We start from the raw sequence: 22,376 nt of genomic DNA, 5'->3' as shown, positions 1-22,376 counted from the left end.
AATGAGAAAGTTTTTAATTTCCTTAGCAAAAGATGTACAACGTCGAGAGCTATTTTTCTCCCAACCTGATACGGCGGATTTTGAAGTGTTTGATGCCGTCAACACAATGAGTTGGTCAGAGGAACAGCTAGAAAGTTATTTTGATATCGACAGTTTTAAATTAGCTTATGGTCGTGCCGCAACTAAAGGTGAAATCGGTTGTACATACAGTCACTTAGATGTGTATAAGCTGATTATAGAAGATGAAAACATTGGTGAAGACGAATATGCACTTGTTTGTGAAGATGACGCCTTATTTGCCGCAAATTTTCAGCAAAATTTAACCGCACTTTTACACCAAAAGCCAAAGGCCGATATTATTTTAGTTGGTCAGTCAAAAATTGCAGATTTTAATGACAAGGAACTTTGCATTAATTATCCAACCACTTTTAAGTCATTACAAAAAAGTATTGAAGGTACGCCTTATCGCTATGCTTATCCTTATAAAAATTATTTTGCCGGCACCGTTGCTTATCTAATTAAAAAATCGGCTTGTCGCCGTTTTTGGCAGGAAGTGGAACAAAGTTGTTCAGTGTATTGGCTTGCTGATGATTTTATTTTATTTGGTAAAAGATTTGGCTTGGATATTGTTGTTGTACGTCCCTTAATGGTGATTGAGAATCCGGTGTTGGTGAGTAATTTATCGAGCACAAGGGCTGAAAAGAAAAATAATTTAGCTAAAAAACTCATCAAGTTTCCAATGAAGAAAGTCATGGCGATCATGAGAAATTTATCATGTCCAGTTTAATCAGTCTCTTTTACCTTTATGATCCTTGGTTATGGCATATCGTCCGCATGAGTTTGGTGGCGGGCATTTTTGCTACGCTGTTGTTAGGCTATAAATGGTATAAAAAAACATTAAAGCAATTTGTAGTGCCAGTGGATAGCCTTCTGGTAATTTTAGCGTTAATTGCGATTTCTGTTGTTCCTATGTTAATCAATGGCACCCATGAATTGGGTGTGGTTAGCATGTATGTTAAAGCATTGATTTTATTTGTCTTTGGTATTGTTATTTATAATTTGTTTTATCATAAACAAACAGGACAAATGCAGTTCATCAACGATCTCAAAATAGGGGTTGGTGTGCAATCTGCGCTAGGTTTACTTGCCTTAATGGGCATCCCATTATTTATTAGTATTGCGTTGGGAACAAATGCGGATTATTTTCTACCGCGCTTTCAAGGTTCAGAACAGGAATATCGCCTATATAATTTCACTTCTTCGGCGTTTTTCCAACTCAGTGCATTTTATTTAATGCTGTTTCACTTTTTATTAGCCTATGCGCATAAACAACATAATTTAAACCCTGTTTATGTATTTTTATTGCTTTGTATTGGTTTGATTTCGGGCAGAACTTTTTTAGTTTTTTCGGTGGTAAGTTTGGCGTTGTATTTTAAATGGCGTTATTTACCAGCCATTATTGCTTTTGCTGGACTTGTACTATTCCTAGTCATTGTGTATCCAACGAATATCTATGTTGAACATGCCTTAGAACCAGTGATTAATCTTATTCAAGGCGGACAGCGTTTAAGTTCTTCAACGGATACGCTCATGAATAAGCATTTGTTTATGCCTCAGTTAAAGCAATTCATTATGGGCGATGGGCAATATTATGTGAACGGGATTAGCTATTATGGTGGTTCGGATTCAGGCTTTATTCGTCAAGTGTTATATGGTGGCGTCGGTTATATGCTGGCTTGTTTACTTTTTACCGTTTACTTCATCAAACGTATTGCGGATAACTGGTTTAATGGCAGCTGGAAATTTATTTTATCAACGCTATTTTTATTAAGTGTATTGAATGTTAAAGCGGATACCTATGCTTATCCGGGAATTATGTTTATTTTTCTAATGTTTATCTCTTTATTTGGTCATAAAGGGAAACAATTTCTATTTGAGCAAAAATAATGTTTAGTATTATTGTCCCTTCTTATAATCGCAATGCTGAAGTGAATGCATTGCTAGCAAGTTTAGCACAGCAAACGGTGCATAATTTTGAGGTGATTGTCATCGATGATTACTCACCAAATCCCATAAAAATAGACCGCACTTTTGATTTTGATGTCACGCTTATTCGCAACCAAACGAATTTAGGTCCTGCGCAAAGTCGCAATATTGGTGCGGACGCAGCGAAAAATGATTGGCTTTTGTTTTTAGATGATGATGATCGTTTTGCAGATAATAAATGTGAAATTTTAGCTGCAAATATCGCTGAAAATGCACAGTGCAATTTTCTATATCATCCTGCAAAATGTGAAATGGTGAACGAAGGCTTTTTCTATACGACAAGTCCATTTCCACCATCAGAGATAACCTTGGATAATATTTTATTAGCCAATAAAATTGGTGGGATGCCGATGATGTGTATTCAGAAAGCATTTTTCTTTCAATTAGGTGGCTTAGATACTCAATTAAAATCTTTGGAAGATTATGATTTTGCGTTGAAATTAGCCTCTAGTCCTGATTTACATGCCATATTAGTGGCTGAGCCATTAAGTATTTGTGCATTTCATACCAAACGTTCTAGCGTATCAACGAATACGACTAATACAGAACAGGCAATAAAAATTATTGCGGAACGCTACGTGACGACGTCACAACAAAAGCACAATTTTGCCATTAATTCTTTGTATATGTTAGCTTATCCCAATGCGATGAACCTTTCTCGTAAAGCGGCAAGCTATTATTTTAAGATGTTTAAATTAAGCCATAATGTGAAGCATTTAATTATTGCCATTGTGAGCTTTATTTCTCCAAGTTTAGCCATTAATTTAAAACGGTTCGTATAATGAAATTTTCAGTATTAATGTCCTTATATATTAAGGAAAAGCCTGCTTTTTTAGCAGAAAGTTTGCAAAGCCTCGTTGAGCAAACATATCCAGCGGATGAAATTGTCATTGTGTTAGATGGTCCAATTACCGCTGAATTAGAAAATGTATTAGCGGAGTTTGCGCCCAAATTACCATTAAAATTAGTGCCTTTAGCGCAAAATATGGGATTAGGAAAAGCGCTAAATGAAGGCATTAAACAGGCAAGCAATGAATGGCTATTTAGAATGGATACCGATGATATTTGCTATCCTCAGCGTTTTGAAAAGCAAGTTGAATTTATTCAAAACAATCCAGATGTTGTTTTGTTTAGTACGCAAATAGCGGAGTTTGATGAAGATCCAAATCAAATTATAGCGATTCGAGAAGTGCCAGTGGGCTACGAAAATATTGTGAACTTCAATCGCTTGCGTTCGCCATTTAATCACATGACGGTAGCTTATAAAAAATCAGTGTTAGAAGAGGTTGGCGGTTATCAGCACCATTTATTTTTAGAAGATTATAATTTATGGAATCGTATTATTGCTAAAGGCTATAAAGTAGGCAATTTATCTGAGGTGCTACTTTATGCAAGAACGGCTGGAAATGCGATGTTTAGTCGTCGTAGAGGATTGATCTACGCAAAAAGTGAATGGAAACTTTATCAGTTGAAACAACAGCTTGGAATTCAAAATGGGTTGTCTGGATTCGCTACATTTTTACTGCGTACTTTACCCAGATTAATGCCTGTTTGGCTTGTAAAATTAATTTATAAATTTGTTCGTAAATAGGAAAGCTTAATGAAAACTTTATTAAAATCCACCGCACTGTGTCTTGGTTTCGCATTGGTAGGCTGTTCTTCTCAGACAACAAATCATGGATCATTATCGCCATTGGCCGAAAACGCGGTGTATAACAAAGACCGTAATCTCAGCCATTTTAATGATTATGTGCAATTTTTGAAACGTAAAGCGGCAGGTCAGGGCGTTTCAGCTAAAACATTAAATGCACAGCAGAATATTCGTTACATAGAAAGTGCGGTGCGTTTAGATCAAAAACAAGCGGGTAATGCGGCGAGACGAAAAAATCAGCCTCCATTGCCACCTAATCCAAATGGTGCAACGAATTACATTAATAAGCATTTAACACAAGGCAAAGTGAATAAAGCAGAAGAAAATTATTGGGATGTCCGCACTCAGTTGCAAAAAGCCAGTAAGCAATATGGCGTACAGCAAGAGTTTATCTTAGCTTTATGGGGAATGGAGAGTAGTTTTGGTTATTACCAAGGTAACTACGATGTGTTATCTGTACTCGCCACATTAGCCTTTGATGGTCGTCGTGAAAAATTATTCAGTAAAGAATTTATTAATGCGATGAAAATGCTCGATCAAGGTCATTTAGATCGTGCGAAAATGTTAGGCTCATGGGCAGGAGCCATGGGGCAAACGCAATTTATGCCAACATCTTATTTAAATTATGCGGCAGATGGTGATGGAGATGGTCGCAAGGATATTTGGCGCAATGAATATGATGTTTTTGCGTCCATCGCTAACTATTTGCATACAGTGGGTTGGAATGACAATTTACCTTGGGGCGTTGAAGTCGTTTTAAATCAACCGCTTGATTTATCCATGGCAGGAACTGAGAAAAATAAAGCACGCTCATTGGCTTATTGGCAATCTCAGGGCGTGATGTTAAAAAATGGCAATGAAGCGCAAAAATTAAATGCATTATCCAATGCTGATTTGTGGCTTGTTCGTCCAGATAAAGAGGTTGGACGCGCATTTTTAGTTTCTAACAACTACCGCACAATCCTAGATTGGAATCGTTCTAATTATTATGCGTTAAGTGTCGGAATGTTTGCTGATCGTATTAAGCAAGCGTTGTCATTGCAGTAATAATCAAAATTAGATTTCATCTTTATAAATAATTTAGGCATAGTAAAAACTATGCCTAAATTTTTAATATCAAGTAATTATTCCACTTTAACAATCCAACCTTCTGGCGCAGGTTTATCGCCAAATTGGATGCCCACAAGTTCATCGTAAAGTTGACGAGTTACAGGCCCCACCTCTGTTTCTGAGTAGAAAACATGTAATTTATCATTATATTGAATACCACCAATTGGCGTGACCACCGCTGCTGTACCGCAAGCGCCAGCTTCAGCGAAATTATCTAATTCATCAATATACACATCACCTTCAATGGCTTCCATTCCAAAACGTTCTTTAGCTAAATAGAGAAGTGAATATTTAGTAATACTTTCTAAAATAGAAGGCGATTTTGGCGTGATAAATTTATTATCTTTAGTGATACCAAAAAAGTTGGCTGAACCTACTTCTTCAATTTTAGTATGAGTAGTTGGATCTAAATAAATACAATCTGCAAAGCCTTGTGCTTTTGCCTGTTTACCTGGATACAAACTTGCTGCATAGTTACCACCGACTTTCGCGGCACCTGTACCTTGTGGCGCGGCGCGATCATAATGAGAAACCATGAAATTGGTTGGTTTTAAGCCACCTTTAAAATAAGCACCAACAGGGCAAACAAAAATAGAGAAGATATATTCCGGCGCAGGACTTACTCCAACATTGTCACCCACACCAATGACAAAAGGACGCAAATAAAGGGTAGCGCCAGAACCATAAGGACCCACCCATTCTTCATTGGCTTTAACCACTTGTTTACACGCATCGATAAACATTTCTACTGGAATTTCAGGCATTAATAAACGGCGACAGCTACGTTGCAGGCGTTTACCATTTTCATCTGGACGGAATAAATTAATTGAACCATCTTTAGTACGATAAGCTTTTAAACCTTCAAAACATTGTTGACCATAATGTAATGCAGTAGAACCTTCGCTAATATGTAAAACATTATCAGTGACTAATTCGCCTTTCTGCCATTCACCATTTTTCCAATAGGCTAAATAACGATAATCTGTTTTAATATAATTAAATCCAAGGTTATGCCAATCAAGATCTTTCATAGATATATCCTTTAAGTTGTCATTTGCAAAGCTGTTAAGATTTGATAAATCTACACCATTATCATAGGCTTGAAAACAATTATTTGAGATTTTGCGAGCGGAAGTGTAAAATTTTAACATAAAAAAACACCGCACTTTTGTGCGGTGTTGTATCCCTAAAAACAGGGTAAAATATACAGGAAGTTAATGAATTTCTAATTAGCTACTAGAAATTCAGTTCGGTTGCCCGAACAATATGCAAACACAACATAATACTTAACTAAAAGTCGGAACTCTTAATCAATTAAGGAATTACCAATCATTAAGTATGGCGGTAGTATAGGGATTAGATTGAAGTCAGACAAATGAGAAATTTTTATCTGATGGATAAAAAAAACTAATCCTTTCCGAATATAAATTATTATTACAAAAATTAAGATTAGAGAGAAAACTATGTTTAAACGTTTGCCTCCCCTGAATTCACTGAAAGCGTTTGAAAGTGCTGCAACCCACTTAAGTTTTACTAAAGCAGCGGATGAGCTCTTTGTGACCCAAGCTGCAGTGAGCCATCAAATAAAACTGTTAGAAGATTTTTTAGGCATATCGCTCTTTATTCGAAAAAATAGAACCTTAGAATTAACCGATAAAGGCAGAATTTATTACAACGAAATTTCCGCTATTTTGCATAAATTAGCGATGGTTACCGAAGATTTAGTTTCTACGGGCAAGTCTTATCTTAATATTAGCGTCCCTCAAACCTTTGCGATTCAATGGCTTGTTCCTCGTCTTATGTACTTTAATCAGCAACATCCTGATATTGAAGTTCGAATACGTGCCACCGAGCAAGACGAAGGATTATTAAATAAAGATATTGATGTGGCTATTTATTATGGCTACGGAAACTGGGATAATCTGCAAGTCGAGTTATTAGCAAATGCCAATCTGGTGATGTTGGCATCGCCAAAGTTATTAGCTGAAATGCCAGTGAATTCGCCAGAAGATTTGCAATTGCATAAACTCATTCATATTCATACCAGAGAAAACTGGCAGATGATGTCCCATCATTTGAATATCGATTTACCCAATGTGCAGCAAGGCGCGTTATTTAGTCATACATTTATGGCATTACAAACCGCGGTTTATGGGCAAGGTCTTGTGATTGCGAATCAAATGTTAGCGCAACAAGAAATTGATCGGGGCAATTTGCAAATTGTGTGGCCAACTTCATTATTAGATCCAAAATCTTTTTATGTGGTAAATAGCCAAACAAGGCATAATGAAAAAATTATTCAAACATTTCGTGATTGGATCGTGCAAGAAATACATAAGGAAAATTAATGGGAAACCGCTTTTTATCTTTAGCCGCTTTAAGTGGCTTTATTGTCGTGGCCTTTGGTGCCTTTGCCAGCCATGCATTACAAAAACAATTTGACATGCAACAATTAGTTTGGCTTGAAACTGGTTGGAAATATCATGCTTTTCATACTATTGCATTATTGGTATTAGGTTTTTATCTGTCAGCAACAACACACCAACCTCAGCCAAAATGCCGTAAAAGTGCGGTGAATATTATTGGATTTTCTTGGACAATAGGCATTGTTGCCTTTAGTTTTTCTCTTTATGCCATGGCAGTATTCAATACCAAATCTATGGCGATGATTGTGCCAATGGGCGGTATTGCATTTTTAGTGGGATGGGCAACCTTATTTTATGTTGCTTTGCGTTCAAGTGTAGCGAAAAAGGGAAATGAAATTGAATAAATTAGCCTTATATTGTCGTGCTGGCTTTGAAAAAGAAGTGGCCGTAGAAATGACTGACAAAGCTGCTGAACGTGGTGTATTTGGTTTTGCGCGTTTACAGGAAAATAGTGGCTATGTGATTTTTGAATGTTACCAAACGGGTGAAGCCGATCGTTTAGCGCGTGAGATTCCCTTTCAACAACTGATTTTCGTCCGCCAGATGATAGTAGTCTCTGATTTATTGGATGAGCTTAACCCAGAAGATCGCATTAGTCCTATTATTGAAAAATATCAACAAATTGCACCGCACTTTGCTTCGCAATTAACGCATAGCGCAGATATTTTGGTGGAAACTGCGGATACCAATGAAGCAAAATCGCTGTCCACCTTTTGTCGTAAATTTACGGTGCCGTTGCGCCAAGCGTTGAAAAAACAAGGCTGGTTGCAAGGTAAATCCAGTAAAAAAGGAATTACATTGCATTGTTTATTTACTGCCTCTCATGCTTGCTATGTTGGTTATTCTTACAATCACAATCATTCGACTCATTTTATGGGTATTCCTCGCTTGAAATTCCCTGCTGATGCGCCGAGCCGCTCAACGTTAAAATTAGAAGAAGCAATTTTAACCTTTGTACCAAGAGAAGATGAAACTAAGCGTTTAAATGAAAATATGATTGGTGTTGATTTGGGCGCTTGCCCAGGCGGTTGGACATATCAATTGGTGCGTCGTGGTTTGTTTGTGTATGCAGTGGATCATGGCAAAATGGCGGCTAGCTTGCATGATACTGGACGTATTGAACATTGTTCAGAAGATGGTTTTAAATTTCAACCACCTAAGCGTAAGAAAATCGATTGGCTTGTATGCGATATGGTGGAAAAACCAAGTCGTATTGCGGATTTGATCGGAAAATGGTTGCTGAATGGTTGGTGTAGAGAAACCATTTTTAACTTGAAATTACCTATGAAAAAACGTTATCAAGAAGTACAGCAATGCTTACAACAATTGTCGGATAAATTGAGGTCACAAGGGTTGGCATTTCAGCTACAAGCGAAGCATTTATATCATGATCGTGAAGAAATCACAGTGCATATTCAACTGAAAAGCGCGGTGTGATTTTTAGGAGTTTTAATGAAAATTGCGTTGGGAATTGAGTATAACGGCAAAAATTATTTTGGTTGGCAGCGACAAGATAAAGTCTTAAGTGTACAAGAAGAATTGGAAAAAGCTTTGTCATTTGTGGCGAATGAGCCAATTGAAGTTTTTTGTGCAGGGCGTACAGATAGTGGCGTTCATGGTACTGGACAAGTGGTGCATTTTGAAACCAATGTTATTCGTCCAGATAAAGCTTGGGCATTTGGTACCAATGCTAATTTGCCCGATGACATTGCAGTCAAATGGGCAAAGCCTGTACCTGATGATTTTCATGCTCGTTTTAGTGCAAAAGCTCGTCGTTATCGTTATATTTTATATAGCCACAAATTGCGTTCTGCCATTTTGCCTTATGGTGTTACACATACGCATTTGGCGTTAGATCATCAATTAATGCATCAAGCTGGACAAGCATTGTTGGGGGAGCATGATTTTTCTTCGTTCCGCGCGGCACAATGTCAATCCAATACACCTTGGCGCAATGTTCATCATCTGAATGTGTATCGTCAAGGAGATTATATTATCGTAGATATTCAAGCTAATGCCTTTGTGCATCATATGGTGCGCAACATTGTGGGCAGTTTGATGGAGGTGGGAGCAGGTCGTCAGCCGGTGGAATGGATGTCTTGGTTATTATCACAAAAAGACCGCACTTTAGCAGCGCCGACGGCAAAACCTGAGGGATTATATTTAGTGGATGTGATTTATCCACCTCAATTTGACTTGCCTAAAACAGCGTTAGGGCCTTTGTTTTTACCTCAACAGTTATAAAAAAGACCGCAAAAGTGCGGTCTATTTTTTATGAGTTTTTATTCTTCAGTTTGATAAGTTAAAGGATATAAATCTAATTTTGCCATTAGCAACTGATCATGATCTTCTTCTGGGTTTTCGGTAGTTAATAATTTGTCGCCATAGAAAATCGAATTGGCACCAGCCATAAAGCAGAGCGCTTGCATCGCTTCAGGCATATCGCTACGACCAGCAGAGAGACGTACAAAACTATTTGGCATAGTAATACGTGCTACAGCAATAGTGCGTACAAATTCCGTCCAGTCCAAATCTTCTGCATTTTCTAGCGGTGTGCCTTCCACTTTGATAAGTTGGTTGATTGGCACGCTTTCTGGTTGCGGATCTAAGTTAGCCAAGCTAGCAATTAACCCAGCTCGTTCAGGACGGGTCTCATTCATGCCCACGATACCACCACAGCAGACCTTTAATCCAGCATTACGCACTTTTCCAAGCGTATCCATGCGATCTTCATGATTACGAGTATGAATAATTTTGTTATAGCGTTCAGGATCTGTATCAAGGTTATGATTATAATAATCTAGCCCTGCGTCTTTTAAGCTTTCAGCCATACCTTCTTCTAATAAACCAAAGGTACCACAGGTTTCTAGTCCTAATTCTTTCACCGCACTGATAATTTTAGAAACGGTATCAATATCTTTCGGCTTTGGACCTCGCCAAGCAGCGCCCATACAAAAACGGCTTGCGCCACGCGATTTTGCAATACGCGCTTTTTCCACGATTTCTTCAACATCTAACATGGTTTGTCGTTCTAAGCCCGTATCATAGCGAGCTGATTGTGGGCAATATTCACAATCTTCAGGGCAACCGCCCGTTTTAATTGAAAGCAGGGTAGAGAGTTGAATTTCTTGTGGGTTGAAATGTTGGCGATGAACTTGTGCTGCTTTAAACACCAATTCCATAAATGGCATTTCAAATAATTCTTCCACTTGGCATTTGCGCCAATATTGTGCAGTTGGATGTGGGGTGAGCTCGTTTTTACCTTTTAAACGCAGATTGTAAGTCGTCATGTCATCTCCTTTTCTATGAACAACTTAAGAAAGAAGTTCGATTTTACTCATAGTATGAATATTGGTCAAATAGCGAAAGCTTTTTTAAAGGCTAAATAATAGATGAAAAACGCATTAAAAATAAACCGCACTTTTACAAAATAATTCTGATCAGATCTCATACTTTTCACAATAAAAAGATACTAAAAAGGCAAAAATTGTGGTTAAATAGGCAAGATTTTTATTTAGCAAATTTAAGGTTAAATATGAGCTGGATTGATAAAATTTTTAGTAAATCACCTTCATCTTCTTCAAGTAAGAAATCAAATGTACCTGAAGGTGTATGGACAAAATGTACTTCATGTGAGCAGGTTTTATATCGTGATGAATTAAAACGTCATTTGGAAGTTTGTCCAAAATGTGGTCATCATATGCGTATTGATGCACGTGAACGTTTAGAAGCGTTGTTGGATAAAGACAGCATTGTAGAAATTGCTGCTGATCTTGAGCCAAAAGATATTTTAAAATTCAAAGATTTGAAAAAATATAAAGATCGCCTTACAGCAGCACAAAAAGAAACAGGCGAAAAAGACGCATTAATTACCGTTTCTGGTACCTTGTATGGTATGCCAATTGTTGCCGCAGCCTCTAATTTCAGCTTTATGGGCGGTTCAATGGGCTCTGTTGTAGGTGCGAAATTTGTTAAAGCAGCAGAAGAAGCCTTAGAAAAAAATTGTCCTTTTGTTTGCTTTTCTGCAAGTGGTGGGGCTCGTATGCAAGAAGCCTTATTCTCATTAATGCAAATGGCGAAAACTAGTGCAGTATTAGCGAAAATGAAAGAAAAAGGTGTGCCTTTTATTTCTGTGCTAACAGATCCAACTTTAGGCGGTGTTTCTGCAAGTTTTGCAATGCTAGGTGATATCAATATTGCAGAACCAAAAGCATTGATCGGTTTTGCTGGTCCTCGCGTAATTGAACAAACAGTACGTGAAAAATTGCCTGAAGGTTTCCAACGCGCTGAGTTTTTATTAGAGCATGGTGCGATTGATATGATTGTAAAACGCTCAGAAATGCGTGAAAAATTAGCAAGCGTATTAAGTAAATTAATGCATTTACCTTCGCCGTTTGTTGAACCCGAATTACTTTTGGAAGATAAAAGCGAAGCATAAATAAACACAGGATAAACTGATGTTACATAATGTAAAAGCCATTTCGCCAACGCTGAATTCAAGCCTAGACGAATGGCTTTCTTATTTAGAAAATAGTCATTTTAAAGCAATTGATTTAGGCTTAGAACGGATTAAATCTGTTGCGCAAGCGTTGGATTTGTCACATCCAGCACCTTATGTTATTACAGTTGGTGGCACCAATGGCAAAGGCACAACTTGTCGTTTGTTGGAAACCATTTTATTAAATGCGGGTTTAAAAGTCGGCGTTTATTCTTCTCCGCATTTGTTACGTTATAACGAAAGAGTGCGAATTCAAAATCAAGAGCTTGATGATCAACAACATATTCAATCTTTTGATTTTATTGAGAAAAATAAAACCCAATCCCTCACTTATTTTGAATTTAGTACCTTGTCTGCATTGCATTTGTTTAAACAAGCCAATTTGGATGTGGTCATTTTAGAAGTGGGATTAGGTGGTCGTCTGGATGCAACCAATATTGTTGATAGCCATTTAGCTGTCATTACCAGTATTGATATTGATCACGTTGATTTTTTAGGCGATAGCAGAGAACAAATTGGCTACGAAAAAGCGGGGATTTTTCGTGCGAATTGCCCTGTGGTGATTGGCGAACCCGATGTACCAAAATCAATGACCGATCATGCAAATTCATTAAATTGTTCTGTTTTCTGCCGTAATCAACATTGGCAATTTGAAACTTCTGAGCAATCTTGGTGTTGGCAAAGTGAAAAAGTGCGGTTAGAAAATTTACCGTTTTGCCAAATTCCGTTAGCTAATGCCGCTACCGCTTTAGCAGCAATTCAATGCTTACCTTTTGCGATTTCAACGGATCTGATCAAACAATCCTTACAACAAGTAGAATTGGTTGGTCGTTTTCAACGCATTAAACCTGAAGCGCTTAATCCAATTGCAAAATTAGCGCAGAAAAATTTGGCTGATTTACCACAAGTGATTATTGATGTGGGGCATAATCCACATGCAGCACGTTATTTAGCAGAAAAATTAACCGCACTTAAAACAGAAATCAAGGGCAAAATCATTGCTGTATGCGGTATTTTGAAAGATAAGGATGCGCAAGGTGTGATTGCCCCATTATTGCCTGTGATTGATCATTGGTATTCTGTGGGTTTAACAGGATATCGTGGACAAACAGGGGAAGAATTGTTACAAAAATTGCAACATTATGCACAACTTGAAGGAAAGACACTATCGGCGCAAGCGGCAGAATCTGTCTTATTAGGTGTAAAAAATGCGGTGCAAAATAGCACAAAAAATGATTTACTACTTGTGTTTGGCTCTTTTTATACCGTTGGGGAATTTTTGCAAATTTAGCGATAATAAAAAAGGGCGATTGCCCTTTTTTAAATTAAATGTGTTGCATCGTTCACCTTTTCAACAATAAATCGTGATTCATTTTCATCTTGATGATAATGCACCACTGAAATTGAGGTGTTTTTTAACGACGCACAATATTTTTTTTCTCGGTGAGTTTGCCAAGTTGCACCCTGTAATAATGCGATTAACAAGCGTAATGTATGCCCATGTGATACCACTAGAATATTGCCTTCATGGTGAATTTTGATGATATCTTGTAATGCACTATAAGCACGTTCCGCCAATTGTTGCCAAGTTTCACCGCCATTGCAAAGTGCTTTGTAATTAGCGGGTTCGTTCAGCATTTGTTGAAATTCTTCTAGCTGTTTAATTTGGGTAACATCTTGACCTTCCCAACTACCGAAATGGTGTTCATTTAATCCTTTGTGTTGAAATAATGGAATGGGGCGTTGTGCTAAGATATGTTGTGCGGTATCGATGGTGCGTTGTAAACAGCTTGAATAGGCAGCAACGAATGGAATATGGGATAAGGCGACGCCAGTTTTTATTGCACCTTGAACACCTTCTTCTGTGAGGTCGGAATTGCCTGAACCCTGTACTAAACCTTGTTCATTCCAAAGGGTGCGTCCATGGCGAATAAAATAAAAGGTTAATGCTTTTTTCATTATAGGCTTCCTTAACATAAAAAGGGGGTAAATTTATGATTGAAATTATATATCAACATTCAGATTTTATCATTATTAATAAACCCGCAGGGTTATCCGTTCATAAAGATGATGGGCAGAAAGGTTTAACTCAACTGGTTGCGGAGCAATTACAATTACCACAGGTTTGGCTAGTTCATCGCTTAGATAAAGCCACATCGGGTTTGTTAATTTTAGCCTTAAATGCACAAAGTGCTGCAAATTTTGGTGTGATGTTTGAACAACATCAAATTAAGAAAACCTATTTGGCATTATCCATGCAAAAACCAAAAAAGAAGCAAGGATTGATTATTGGTGATATGGAAAAATCCCGACGTGGAGCATGGAAACTTTGTCAAAGCCGAGAAAATCCAGCGATTACACGATTTTATTCCATAAGTTGCGAACCGAATCTACGTTTATTTGTGTTAAAACCACAAACAGGTAAAACGCACCAATTAAGAGTGGCAATGAAAAGTTTAGGCAGTCCAATTTTAGGTGATGCGCTTTATGGCGGAAATGTTGAAAATATTGACCGCACTTATTTGCATGCTTATGCCTTAACATTTAATTATCGTAATGAACCATTACATATCATTTGTCCTGCAAAGTGCGGTGAATTTTTTAATAAAAATACGGTACAGCAACAAATTGAGCAGTTAGATTTAAATCACTGAATTTTTAGCAAAAAAGAGTTGAAAATTTCAGCTAATCACTTATGATTTGAATGTGGAAAATCCTTTCCATACTACACAAACTTAATAAGGAAAAACAAAATGGCATTAGGTTGGTATGAATTAAAATTAGCAAATGACGGACAATTTATGTTCAATTTGAAAGCAGCAAACAGTCAAGTGATCTTGACGAGCGAACTATACAAAAGTCGTGCAGCTGCGGAAAATGGCATTGCTTCTGTACAAAAAAATGGCGTAGATGAAAGCAATTTTGAATTTAGAATGACAAAAAGCGATCAGCCGTATTTCATTTTAAAAGCAAAAAATCATCAAGAAATTGGTCGTAGCCAATATTATTCTTCACAAGAAGCAGCGAAAAAAGGTGTTCAGTCTGTAATGAACAACGCTGCAACAACAGAGATTAAAGATTTAACTGCAGAATAATTCAAGTAAAGCCATTCATTTGAATGGCTTTTCTTTTAACTCTCCAATCATTTCATTAATTGCATTACATAAACGATCTCTATCGTGACGATAAATCACATCGTCAGCATTTAATTTTCGAGCCAACACATTGATATGGGATAAATTTGCTTCCTGAGCCAGCTCTGGCGGTGTAATCACGCCATGAATAATAGGTTTACCAATTAGGCGATGAACCCAATCAATACGATCTTTAAGAGATAAGCGGGCGGCAGGGCTATGCTCAATTCCTAAATTATCAATAAAAATTATTTTTGCTGCGGTGATTTGTAGTGCATTGATAATTTCGGGTAAAAGAAGCGTTGGCATAATACTAGTAAGAAAACTGCCAGGACCTAATAAAATGACTTCTGCTTGTAAAATCGCATTGACAGCTTCGGCTGAAGCGGGAACCTGAGGTGATAAAAATAAAGATTGCGGTACTTCATTTAGGTTATCGATTGCCACTTCGCCAAGAATTTGCTCGCCAGAATGAAGCGTAGCACCTAAATGAACGGGCTGATCGGACATTGGCAATAAATAAGATTTAACGCGTAGGAAATTACGAATAAGATTAATGGCTTCAGTTGGGCGGATATGCATATCTTCTAAAGCTTTTAAGATTAAATTACCCAAATTATGTCCTGCGAGTTCGCCGGTACCGCCAAAACGATATTCAAAAACAGAAGAAGCAGTGGTTGGATTCGCGATAATTTGATTCAGGCAATTGCGTAAATCCCCCCAAGCAATGCCGCCATGAGCATCACGAATTCTGCCAGTTGAACCACCATTATCAGTAGTGGCAACAATGCCTGTTAATTTTTCTTTAAGGAAACTAAGTGATGACATTATGCGTCCCAATCCATGTCCTCCACCAATGGCGACAATATGTTGGAGCTGCTGTAAATGTGGGTGTTGCTGTTCTGTCATTCATTCGTCCTTCTGAAAAGTGCGGTGATAATTTACCATTTTTTACTCATTTCAAAAAACACTATTTTTTATTTAGATGGTTATATATTTTTTTATACAAAACTAAATCAAAAAAAGATGAGATTTATACCACAATCCAGTGAATTTCAGGCTTTTATATTGTACTTATAGTTTAACTCTTTTAGAATAAAACCAATTTTAGTACCGAGCTTGTGTGCCTAAGTTCTATGAGAATAGGGCAGCAATGCCAGCAATGAAATCTATTGCTCAGGGATATGTTGGAAACAATCTATCCTATTTATTTATAAAGGTATCTTATGCAAACTATTCCAATTCGACATTTGGACAATCGATTAGTCGATCCTTTTCAACGTGAATATTATTATTTGCGTTTATCTATTACAGATGTGTGCAATTTTCGTTGCAACTATTGTTTACCTAATGGTTATCAACCCAATCCAGAACGAGATAAATTTCTTTCTTTAGATGAAATCCGCCGCGTAGTGCAAGCTTTTGCTGCCATGGGAACGGAGAAAGTTCGGATTACGGGCGGAGAGCCGACGTTACGCAAAGATTTTATCGAAATTGTTGAAAATATCACCGCACTTAATCAAATTCGTAACATTGCGTTGACTACCAATGGCTATCGCATGGCTAAAGATGTGGATGCGTGGCAAAAAGCAGGTATTACTTCAATTAATGTCAGCGTTGATAGTCTTGACCCTCGCCAATTTTACAGTATTACTGGCGAAAATAAATTTCATGATGTAATGAAAGGTATCGATCGTGCTTTTGAAATTGGTTATAAAAAAATCAAAGTCAATTCAGTATTGATGAAAGATTTAAACCATCATGAATTTGATCAGTTTTTAGCTTGGGTAAAAGACCGACCTATCCAAATGCGATTTATTGAATTAATGCAAACGGGTGAAATGAACCATTTCTTTGAAAAATATCATCTTTCTGGGCAAATTCTGGCAGATAAATTAATTAAACAAGGTTGGCAATTATTGCCAAAAGCGCGTTCTGATGGGCCAGCAAAAGTCTTTGCTCATCCTGATTATCAAGGTGAAATTGGTTTGATCATGCCTTATGAAAAGAATTTCTGTGCAAGCTGTAACAGATTACGGGTTTCCGCCAAAGGCAAATTACACCTTTGTTTATTTGGTGAAGAGGGCATTGATTTGCGTGATTTGTTACAAAATGATCAACAGCAACCTCTTTTGCAAGCAAAAATTTTCTCTGCGTTACAGGGTAAGCGTGAACACCATTTCTTGCACCAGGGTGATAGCGGTATTCGAACAAATTTAGCCACCATTGGCGGATAAAAGGAAAATTATGACAGAATTTACACATATTAATCATAATGGCGAAGCCAATATGGTGGATGTTTCAGGAAAACAAGATACGGTGAGAGAAGCGCGTGCAGAAGTTTATGTGACAATGTCACCAGAAACATTAGCGTTGATTATGTCGGGCAATCATCACAAAGGAGATGTATTTGCCACCGCTCGTATTGCAGGAATTCAAGCAGCAAAACGTACTTGGGAACTTATCCCATTATGCCATCCTTTGTTATTATCCAAAGTCGAGGTAAATTTAACCGCACTTCCTGAAAGTAATCAGGTGAGAATTGAAAGTCTGTGCAAATTAACGGGCAAAACTGGGGTAGAAATGGAAGCTTTAACTGCCGCAAGCGTAGCCGCATTGACTATTTACGATATGTGTAAAGCGGTACAGAAAGATATGATTATTTCTGGCTTACGTTTGTTGGAAAAGTGCGGTGGAAAATCAGGAAATTTTATTGCTAAATAACGCAGCGAAATAAGAGACGAAATCATGTTGAATATATTATTTTTTGCCCAAACAAGAGAGTTGATTGGCGTAGAGAAAATGACGCTAGAAGCGGATTTCCAAACCGCAGATCAAGTACGTGCGCATTTAGCACAGCAAGGCGATAAATGGGCATTGGCATTGCAAAAAGACAAATTATTGGTCGCAATTAATCAAACCCTATTACCTCTTGAAAGCGCGGTGAAATCTGGCGATGAAATTGCCTTTTTCCCACCTGTAACGGGAGGCTAAATGCAAGATATTCAAATTTGTGTGCAACAAGCACCTTTTGATCAAAATAAAATCTATCATTGGCTTTCTGAACAACATTCTGTTGGTGCGACCACCATTTTTGTGGGTAAAGTGCGAGATTTAAATTTGGGCGATACGGTGTCCAGTTTATTTTTAGAACATTATCCTGCCATGACAGAAAAAGCCCTCACCGAAATTGTGATGGAAGCCAAACAACGCTGGGATATCCAACGAGTTGCCGTTATCCATCGTATTGGTTTATTGCAAACGGGTGATGAAATCGTATTAGTGGGCGTCAGTTCTGCACATCGAGGCGATGCCTATGCTGCCAATGAATTTATTATGGATTATCTTAAAACCAAGGCGCCATTTTGGAAAAAAGAGCAAACCAACCATGGCGAACGCTGGATAGAAGGTCGTGAAAGCGATCAACAAGCCGCACAAAAATGGTAAAAGAAAGGCTAGGTATTTCCTAGCCTTATTCATAACCATGTCATTTTTCCCATTCAAACTCCAATAATATTGCCAGTTTTGTCTATGGCTTTAGCAGCGTTTTGGATAAAACTTCACAAAAATACACCGCACTTTTACTTAAAACACAGTATAATAGCCCGACGAAATATAGAATAAGAGAACAGTATGAAATTTATATCTTTTAATATCAATGGATTAAGAGCAAGACCTCATCAGTTAGAAGCGATTATTGAAAAATACCAACCTGATGTATTAGGTCTGCAAGAAATTAAAGTTGCCGATGAGCAATTTCCTTATGAATTAGTGGAGCATTTGGGTTATCACATTTATCATCATGGGCAAAAAGGGCATTATGGTGTGGCATTGTTATGCAAACAAGAGCCTGTAGCGATTCGTAAAGGTTTTCCTACCGATGATGCAGATGCGCAAAAACGCATTATTATGGCGGATTTAGAAACAAAGTTTGGTTTATTGACGGTGATTAATGGTTATTTTCCGCAAGGAGAAGCGCGTAACCATGAAACGAAATTTCCAGCTAAGCAAAAATTCTATGCAGATTTACAACAATATTTAGAACAAGACCATACAAAAGAAAATCCTATTCTCATTATGGGTGATATGAACATTAGTCCAACAGACTTAGATATTGGTATTGGCGAAGAAAACCGCAAACGTTGGTTGCGTACTGGCAAATGTTCCTTCTTGCCAGAAGAACGTGAATGGTATCAACGTTTGTATGATTATGGTCTAGCAGATACTTTCCGCCATTTAAATCCTACAGTAAATGATCAATTTTCGTGGTTCGATTATCGCTCAAAAGGCTTTGATGATAACCGCGGTTTACGCATTGATCATATTTTGGCAAATCAACATTTGCTTGAGCGTTGTGTTAACACAGGGATTGCATTGGATATTCGCGCGATGGATAAGCCGTCTGATCACGCACCAATTTGGGCTGAATTTAAATAAAATAGGGATATTATGGATCTACAACGAGATATCAATGAAGCGTGGAAATCGTACCGTACTTGGTTAAATGAGAAGCCTGCGATTGTTTCCGTTAATATGCGATTAATAGAGAAATTAATGGACAAGCAGCCGGATGAATATGTGCAAATTGCTTACGTTTATCGCAATTATGAAGCGGATGAAAAAGGTTTGCCCGAAGACGATTGTTGTAGTGATGTGTTTAGCCACCTTATGAAAACCATTGCTCAAATGCAAGCGTTACCAAATGTGTTGTACGCAGGACATGTGCTATCGGGCGGACGTAGTCAAATTTTCCTCTATTTCAATGATAAAGCTGATTTTTTAGAAGCATTAGAACAAGTAGAGTATGATGAATTGGTTATTCAACAAGATACAAATTGGGATACCTATTTTGAATTTTTGATGCCAAGTCCATTGGAAGAAAAATTCAGCCAAACGGAAGAAACCTTAAGTATTTTATCTCGTGAAGGTATTGATTTATCTGCGACTCACACAATTGAACACCGTTTCCATTTTGTCGAAAAAGAAGATATTGAACGTTTTGTGGAAAAATGTGCTTTATCGGAAGTACGTTTCGATACCTTAAAATATACGGAAGATCCAGTTCAAATTTTTGATGACATAGTAGAAATGGAAAATGTCTATTTGGTCAAAGTTCAGCAAGAAATGGCATTTAATTCAAAGGAAATTTTTAGTGTTGTTGAATTTTTTGAACAAATGGCAGAGGAGTTTTCAGCACAATACTTAGGCTGGGAATTTGATTATTCGGCGCATAAAGGCAAATACTTGAATTAAGATGGGCGAGGAAACTCGCCCAAAACTTTTCTTTTTTTCACCGCGCTTTTACGGTCTTTTTGATTGTAAAATGGTTGCTCTGTCTTCATTCCATTCTAATTCAGCGATAGTGGCAGGTAAAAATGACACATTATTTTTACCGCATAATTCTAAAATAATGTCACTGACTAGGGGTAAATGCGAAATAAGTAAAAGCTGTTTTACCCCTTCCGCGCGTAATACATTTAAATAAGATGCAACGACTTCTGCGCTGCCATATGGCGTAATGCCATCCCAAGTTTCCATTTTATGCGTTAATTGTTGTTCAAAAACCTGATTGACCAGAGCAAAGGTTTGTTGTGCACGAACAAAAGGGCTCACCAATACCTTATCAAAGGAAAGTGCGGTGTTTTTTAACCAAATTCCTTGCGAATGACTGGATTGTTGTCCAAATTGCGTTAACGGGCGTTCAGCATCTGATTTTGCAAAGATTTCCGATTCGCCATGACGCATAATAAAAATTTTCATAAAAACCTCAGGAAAATACTCGTCGTCAAATATTAATCGTAACTTTATATAAAAGTCAAAAAGAAATTTTATGTAGTTTTTCTAGCTTTAAATAGGGTTTAGGCATATAATGTGCGACAGTTTTCTGACCAGAAAGTAGGCGATAAGCTTTGGTTAGATTGAGTAAAATGATTTAAATTGATGGCAAAAAATAACGGAGAGCGTAATGTCAAGAAAATTAAGAAGAACGAAAATTGTATGTACAATGGGGCCTAGCACAGATAAAGGAAATAATTTAGAAAAAATCATTGCAGCGGGTGCTAATGTTGTACGTATGAACTTTTCTCATGGTACGCCAGATGATCATATCGGTCGTGCAGCAAGAGTACGTGAAATTGCAAAAAGATTAGGTAAACAAGTTGCAATTTTAGGTGACTTACAAGGTCCGAAAATTCGTGTATCTACTTTTAAAGAAGGCAAAATTTTCTTGAATGTTGGCGATAAATTCGTTTTAGATGCAGAATTACCAAAAGGCGAAGGTCATCAAGAAGCTGTTGGTTTAGACTATAAATCATTGCCACAAGATGTGGTTCCTGGCGATATTTTATTATTAGATGATGGACGTGTTCAATTAAAAGTCTTATCCACTGAAGGTGCAAAAGTATTCACTGAAGTAACTGTTGGTGGTCCTTTATCTAATAACAAAGGGATTAACAAATTAGGCGGTGGCTTATCTGCTGATGCCTTAACTGAAAAAGATAAAGCAGATATCATTACTGCAGCTCGCATTGGTGTGGAATATTTAGCGGTGTCTTTCCCTCGTTCAAGTGCAGATTTAAACTATGCCCGTCAATTAGCAAAAGAAGCAGGTTTAGATGCGAAAATCGTTGCGAAAGTAGAGCGTGCGGAAACGGTTGTTGATCAAGCTGCAATGGATGACATTATTTTAGCGTCTGACGTTATCATGGTTGCACGTGGTGACTTAGGGGTTGAAATCGGTGATCCTGAATTAGTTGGTGTTCAAAAGAAATTAATTCGTCGTTCTCGTCAGTTAAACCGCGTTGTGATTACCGCAACTCAAATGATGGAATCGATGATCAGCAATCCAATGCCAACTCGTGCGGAAGTTATGGATGTTGCAAACGCAGTATTAGATGGTACGGATGCAGTAATGCTTTCAGCCGAAACAGCTGCAGGTCAATATCCATCAGAAACAGTTGCTGCAATGGCAAAAGTGTGTTTAGGTGCTGAGAAAATGCCAAGCATTAACGTTTCTCGTCATCGTGTAGATGGTGAATTCACCACAATTGAAGAATCTGTTGCGTTCTCAGCAATGTATGCAGCGAACCATATGAAAGGCGTTGCAGCAATTATTGCGATGACAGCTTCTGGTCGTACAGCAAGATTAATGTCTCGTATTAGTTCTGGGTTACCAATCTTTGCGTTATCTAAAAATGAAAAAACATTAAATCTTTGTGCATTATACCGCGGTGTAACACCAATTCATTTTGATAATGAAACCCGCTCAGCAGAAGGTGCTCGTATTGCAGTACAAATGTTGAAAGAAAAAGGTTTCTTAGTTTCTGGTGATTTAGTTTTATTAACTCAAGGCGATGCGTTGAGTAATGGTGGTACTAATACTTGCCGCACATTAATTGTTGAGTAATAAATAAGATAGACGTAAAAAACGGTGAGAAATTCACCGTTTTTTTATAGGTATATATTTTATCTATCCGTTGATCCTACCAGTAAATTTCAGTAAAACTTGGAAA

The 22,376-nt window shown here is 37.6% G+C and carries 25 protein-coding genes and 1 riboswitch; of the genes, 20 read left to right on the top strand and 5 right to left on the bottom strand.

The window, feature by feature from the left end; genetic code table 11:
* The first annotated feature begins 1 nt into the window (after position 1).
* The 5 genes from ACUXZ4_RS07120 to ACUXZ4_RS07100 are packed head-to-tail and all read left to right on the top strand — an operon-like array spanning position 2 to position 4,744.
* Positions 2–787: a glycosyltransferase family 25 protein gene (locus tag ACUXZ4_RS07120; RefSeq protein ID WP_464972521.1), complete on the top strand. Its 786-nt coding sequence runs from the start codon at positions 2–4 to the stop codon at positions 785–787.
* Entirely contained in the window at positions 775–1,947 is a 1,173-nt protein-coding gene (locus tag ACUXZ4_RS07115) for a hypothetical protein (protein WP_464972520.1), read from the top strand. Before ACUXZ4_RS07120 ends, ACUXZ4_RS07115 begins: the two co-directional genes overlap by 13 nt.
* The gene (locus ACUXZ4_RS07110) at positions 1,947–2,828 is read left to right on the top strand and encodes a glycosyltransferase family 2 protein (protein WP_464972519.1); all 882 of its coding nucleotides are present in this window, start codon (positions 1,947–1,949) and stop codon (positions 2,826–2,828) included. The genes ACUXZ4_RS07115 and ACUXZ4_RS07110 overlap by 1 nt, the downstream gene beginning before the upstream one ends.
* Entirely contained in the window at positions 2,828–3,637 is an 810-nt protein-coding gene (locus ACUXZ4_RS07105) for a glycosyltransferase (protein WP_464972518.1), read from the top strand. The genes ACUXZ4_RS07110 and ACUXZ4_RS07105 overlap by 1 nt, the downstream gene beginning before the upstream one ends.
* Positions 3,638–3,646: 9 nt before the next feature.
* Positions 3,647–4,744 carry a lytic murein transglycosylase gene (locus ACUXZ4_RS07100; RefSeq protein ID WP_464972517.1) on the top strand — a complete coding sequence of 366 codons (1,098 nt, stop codon included), beginning with the start codon at positions 3,647–3,649 and terminating at the stop codon, positions 4,742–4,744.
* Between the two features lie 77 nt (positions 4,745–4,821).
* Here the strand turns inward: ACUXZ4_RS07100 and ACUXZ4_RS07095 are convergent, their stop codons facing one another.
* A complete protein-coding gene (locus ACUXZ4_RS07095; RefSeq protein WP_464972516.1) occupies positions 4,822–5,838 on the bottom strand; it encodes a branched-chain amino acid aminotransferase in 1,017 nt (338 codons plus the stop codon).
* Between the two features lie 432 nt (positions 5,839–6,270).
* Here ACUXZ4_RS07095 and ACUXZ4_RS07090 point away from each other — a divergent pair, with 432 nt between their 5' ends.
* From ACUXZ4_RS07090 to truA, 4 genes are read left to right on the top strand one after another with little or no spacing between them, the layout of a single operon-like run.
* On the top strand, positions 6,271–7,155 hold the full coding sequence (locus tag ACUXZ4_RS07090) for a transcriptional regulator GcvA (protein ID WP_464972515.1): 885 nt from the start codon (positions 6,271–6,273) through the stop codon (positions 7,153–7,155).
* Positions 7,155–7,577, top strand: a complete 423-nt coding sequence (locus tag ACUXZ4_RS07085) for a DUF423 domain-containing protein (RefSeq protein ID WP_464972514.1) — start codon at positions 7,155–7,157, stop codon at positions 7,575–7,577. Before ACUXZ4_RS07090 ends, ACUXZ4_RS07085 begins: the two co-directional genes overlap by 1 nt.
* Complete coding sequence (rlmM, locus tag ACUXZ4_RS07080; RefSeq protein ID WP_464974011.1) at positions 7,570–8,670, top strand: 23S rRNA (cytidine(2498)-2'-O)-methyltransferase RlmM; 1,101 nt, start codon at positions 7,570–7,572, stop codon at positions 8,668–8,670. The genes ACUXZ4_RS07085 and rlmM overlap by 8 nt, the downstream gene beginning before the upstream one ends.
* Before the next feature lie 15 nt (positions 8,671–8,685).
* Positions 8,686–9,477, top strand: coding sequence for a tRNA pseudouridine(38-40) synthase TruA (truA, locus tag ACUXZ4_RS07075; RefSeq protein WP_464972513.1), 792 nt, complete (start codon positions 8,686–8,688; stop codon positions 9,475–9,477).
* Between the two features lie 38 nt (positions 9,478–9,515).
* Here the strand turns inward: truA and bioB are convergent, their stop codons facing one another.
* Entirely contained in the window at positions 9,516–10,523 is a 1,008-nt protein-coding gene (gene bioB, locus ACUXZ4_RS07070; RefSeq protein ID WP_464972512.1) for a biotin synthase BioB, read from the bottom strand.
* A gap of 245 nt (positions 10,524–10,768) precedes the next feature.
* Here bioB and accD point away from each other — a divergent pair, with 245 nt between their 5' ends.
* Together accD and folC are read left to right on the top strand one after the other, a co-directional pair.
* Positions 10,769–11,671, top strand: coding sequence for an acetyl-CoA carboxylase, carboxyltransferase subunit beta (accD, locus tag ACUXZ4_RS07065; protein WP_464972511.1), 903 nt, complete (start codon positions 10,769–10,771; stop codon positions 11,669–11,671).
* A gap of 19 nt (positions 11,672–11,690) precedes the next feature.
* A complete protein-coding gene (gene folC / locus ACUXZ4_RS07060; protein ID WP_464972510.1) occupies positions 11,691–13,022 on the top strand; it encodes a bifunctional tetrahydrofolate synthase/dihydrofolate synthase in 1,332 nt (443 codons plus the stop codon).
* A 29-nt stretch (positions 13,023–13,051) separates the two neighbouring features.
* Here the strand turns inward: folC and ACUXZ4_RS07055 are convergent, their stop codons facing one another.
* On the bottom strand, positions 13,052–13,690 hold the full coding sequence (locus ACUXZ4_RS07055) for a histidine phosphatase family protein (RefSeq protein ID WP_464972509.1): 639 nt from the start codon (positions 13,688–13,690) through the stop codon (positions 13,052–13,054).
* 35 nt (positions 13,691–13,725) lie between these two features.
* Between ACUXZ4_RS07055 and ACUXZ4_RS07050 the strand changes: the two genes are divergently transcribed.
* Complete coding sequence (locus ACUXZ4_RS07050) at positions 13,726–14,385, top strand: TIGR01621 family pseudouridine synthase (RefSeq protein ID WP_464972508.1); 660 nt, start codon at positions 13,726–13,728, stop codon at positions 14,383–14,385.
* 99 nt (positions 14,386–14,484) lie between these two features.
* Positions 14,485–14,826 carry a YegP family protein gene (locus tag ACUXZ4_RS07045; protein WP_464972507.1) on the top strand — a complete coding sequence of 114 codons (342 nt, stop codon included), beginning with the start codon at positions 14,485–14,487 and terminating at the stop codon, positions 14,824–14,826.
* 15 nt (positions 14,827–14,841) lie between these two features.
* On the opposite strand, the gene ACUXZ4_RS07040 is transcribed toward ACUXZ4_RS07045, so the two are convergent.
* Complete coding sequence (locus ACUXZ4_RS07040; RefSeq protein ID WP_464972506.1) at positions 14,842–15,774, bottom strand: gluconeogenesis factor YvcK family protein; 933 nt, start codon at positions 15,772–15,774, stop codon at positions 14,842–14,844.
* A gap of 190 nt (positions 15,775–15,964) precedes the next feature.
* Positions 15,965–16,103, top strand: a riboswitch (molybdenum cofactor riboswitch).
* On the opposite strand from ACUXZ4_RS07040, the gene moaA reads away from it, so the two are divergent.
* The 6 genes from moaA to ACUXZ4_RS07010 all read left to right on the top strand — a co-directional run bounded on the left by moaA (position 16,092) and on the right by ACUXZ4_RS07010 (position 20,118).
* Complete coding sequence (gene moaA, locus ACUXZ4_RS07035; protein WP_464972505.1) at positions 16,092–17,102, top strand: GTP 3',8-cyclase MoaA; 1,011 nt, start codon at positions 16,092–16,094, stop codon at positions 17,100–17,102. It overlaps the preceding riboswitch by 12 nt.
* Positions 17,103–17,112: 10 nt before the next feature.
* Complete coding sequence (gene moaC, locus ACUXZ4_RS07030) at positions 17,113–17,589, top strand: cyclic pyranopterin monophosphate synthase MoaC (RefSeq protein ID WP_464972504.1); 477 nt, start codon at positions 17,113–17,115, stop codon at positions 17,587–17,589.
* A 24-nt stretch (positions 17,590–17,613) separates the two neighbouring features.
* On the top strand, positions 17,614–17,859 hold the full coding sequence (gene moaD / locus ACUXZ4_RS07025; protein ID WP_464972503.1) for a molybdopterin synthase sulfur carrier subunit: 246 nt from the start codon (positions 17,614–17,616) through the stop codon (positions 17,857–17,859).
* Positions 17,860–18,312: a molybdopterin synthase catalytic subunit MoaE gene (gene moaE, locus ACUXZ4_RS07020; RefSeq protein WP_464972502.1), complete on the top strand. Its 453-nt coding sequence runs from the start codon at positions 17,860–17,862 to the stop codon at positions 18,310–18,312. It abuts the gene before it with no gap.
* Between the two features lie 186 nt (positions 18,313–18,498).
* Complete coding sequence (gene xthA / locus ACUXZ4_RS07015) at positions 18,499–19,302, top strand: exodeoxyribonuclease III (protein ID WP_464972501.1); 804 nt, start codon at positions 18,499–18,501, stop codon at positions 19,300–19,302.
* A 12-nt stretch (positions 19,303–19,314) separates the two neighbouring features.
* Positions 19,315–20,118, top strand: a complete 804-nt coding sequence (locus ACUXZ4_RS07010; RefSeq protein ID WP_464972500.1) for a TIGR01619 family protein — start codon at positions 19,315–19,317, stop codon at positions 20,116–20,118.
* Between the two features lie 48 nt (positions 20,119–20,166).
* Here ACUXZ4_RS07010 and sixA read toward each other — a convergent pair whose 3' ends face one another.
* Positions 20,167–20,625: a phosphohistidine phosphatase SixA gene (gene sixA, locus ACUXZ4_RS07005; protein WP_464972499.1), complete on the bottom strand. Its 459-nt coding sequence runs from the start codon at positions 20,623–20,625 to the stop codon at positions 20,167–20,169.
* 205 nt (positions 20,626–20,830) lie between these two features.
* Here sixA and pyk point away from each other — a divergent pair, with 205 nt between their 5' ends.
* Positions 20,831–22,270, top strand: coding sequence for a pyruvate kinase (gene pyk, locus ACUXZ4_RS07000; RefSeq protein ID WP_464972498.1), 1,440 nt, complete (start codon positions 20,831–20,833; stop codon positions 22,268–22,270).
* Positions 22,271–22,376 lie beyond the last annotated feature (106 nt).

The organism is Reella acinonychis (assembly GCF_052828705.1).
Note: the sequence above shows the minus strand (reverse complement) of the source record. Positions and strands in the feature narration are given on the sequence as shown.

What these genes read in the sequence shown, in the direction of transcription:
- ACUXZ4_RS07120 (WP_464972521.1), top strand. Translation starts at nt 2, where the DNA reads ATGAGAAAGTTTTTAATTTCCTTAGCAAAAGATGTACAACGTCGAGAG.
- ACUXZ4_RS07115 (WP_464972520.1), top strand. Translation starts at nt 775, where the DNA reads ATGTCCAGTTTAATCAGTCTCTTTTACCTTTATGATCCTTGGTTATGG.
- ACUXZ4_RS07110 (WP_464972519.1), top strand. Translation starts at nt 1,947, where the DNA reads ATGTTTAGTATTATTGTCCCTTCTTATAATCGCAATGCTGAAGTGAAT.
- ACUXZ4_RS07105 (WP_464972518.1), top strand. Translation starts at nt 2,828, where the DNA reads ATGAAATTTTCAGTATTAATGTCCTTATATATTAAGGAAAAGCCTGCT.
- ACUXZ4_RS07100 (WP_464972517.1), top strand. Translation starts at nt 3,647, where the DNA reads ATGAAAACTTTATTAAAATCCACCGCACTGTGTCTTGGTTTCGCATTG.
- ACUXZ4_RS07095 (WP_464972516.1), bottom strand. Translation starts at nt 5,838, where the DNA reads ATGAAAGATCTTGATTGGCATAACCTTGGATTTAATTATATTAAAACA.
- ACUXZ4_RS07090 (WP_464972515.1), top strand. Translation starts at nt 6,271, where the DNA reads ATGTTTAAACGTTTGCCTCCCCTGAATTCACTGAAAGCGTTTGAAAGT.
- ACUXZ4_RS07085 (WP_464972514.1), top strand. Translation starts at nt 7,155, where the DNA reads ATGGGAAACCGCTTTTTATCTTTAGCCGCTTTAAGTGGCTTTATTGTC.
- truA (WP_464972513.1), top strand. Translation starts at nt 8,686, where the DNA reads ATGAAAATTGCGTTGGGAATTGAGTATAACGGCAAAAATTATTTTGGT.
- bioB (WP_464972512.1), bottom strand. Translation starts at nt 10,523, where the DNA reads ATGACGACTTACAATCTGCGTTTAAAAGGTAAAAACGAGCTCACCCCA.
- accD (WP_464972511.1), top strand. Translation starts at nt 10,769, where the DNA reads ATGAGCTGGATTGATAAAATTTTTAGTAAATCACCTTCATCTTCTTCA.
- folC (WP_464972510.1), top strand. Translation starts at nt 11,691, where the DNA reads ATGTTACATAATGTAAAAGCCATTTCGCCAACGCTGAATTCAAGCCTA.
- ACUXZ4_RS07055 (WP_464972509.1), bottom strand. Translation starts at nt 13,690, where the DNA reads ATGAAAAAAGCATTAACCTTTTATTTTATTCGCCATGGACGCACCCTT.
- ACUXZ4_RS07050 (WP_464972508.1), top strand. Translation starts at nt 13,726, where the DNA reads ATGATTGAAATTATATATCAACATTCAGATTTTATCATTATTAATAAA.
- ACUXZ4_RS07045 (WP_464972507.1), top strand. Translation starts at nt 14,485, where the DNA reads ATGGCATTAGGTTGGTATGAATTAAAATTAGCAAATGACGGACAATTT.
- ACUXZ4_RS07040 (WP_464972506.1), bottom strand. Translation starts at nt 15,774, where the DNA reads ATGACAGAACAGCAACACCCACATTTACAGCAGCTCCAACATATTGTC.
- moaA (WP_464972505.1), top strand. Translation starts at nt 16,092, where the DNA reads ATGCAAACTATTCCAATTCGACATTTGGACAATCGATTAGTCGATCCT.
- moaC (WP_464972504.1), top strand. Translation starts at nt 17,113, where the DNA reads ATGACAGAATTTACACATATTAATCATAATGGCGAAGCCAATATGGTG.
- moaD (WP_464972503.1), top strand. Translation starts at nt 17,614, where the DNA reads ATGTTGAATATATTATTTTTTGCCCAAACAAGAGAGTTGATTGGCGTA.
- moaE (WP_464972502.1), top strand. Translation starts at nt 17,860, where the DNA reads ATGCAAGATATTCAAATTTGTGTGCAACAAGCACCTTTTGATCAAAAT.
- xthA (WP_464972501.1), top strand. Translation starts at nt 18,499, where the DNA reads ATGAAATTTATATCTTTTAATATCAATGGATTAAGAGCAAGACCTCAT.
- ACUXZ4_RS07010 (WP_464972500.1), top strand. Translation starts at nt 19,315, where the DNA reads ATGGATCTACAACGAGATATCAATGAAGCGTGGAAATCGTACCGTACT.
- sixA (WP_464972499.1), bottom strand. Translation starts at nt 20,625, where the DNA reads ATGAAAATTTTTATTATGCGTCATGGCGAATCGGAAATCTTTGCAAAA.
- pyk (WP_464972498.1), top strand. Translation starts at nt 20,831, where the DNA reads ATGTCAAGAAAATTAAGAAGAACGAAAATTGTATGTACAATGGGGCCT.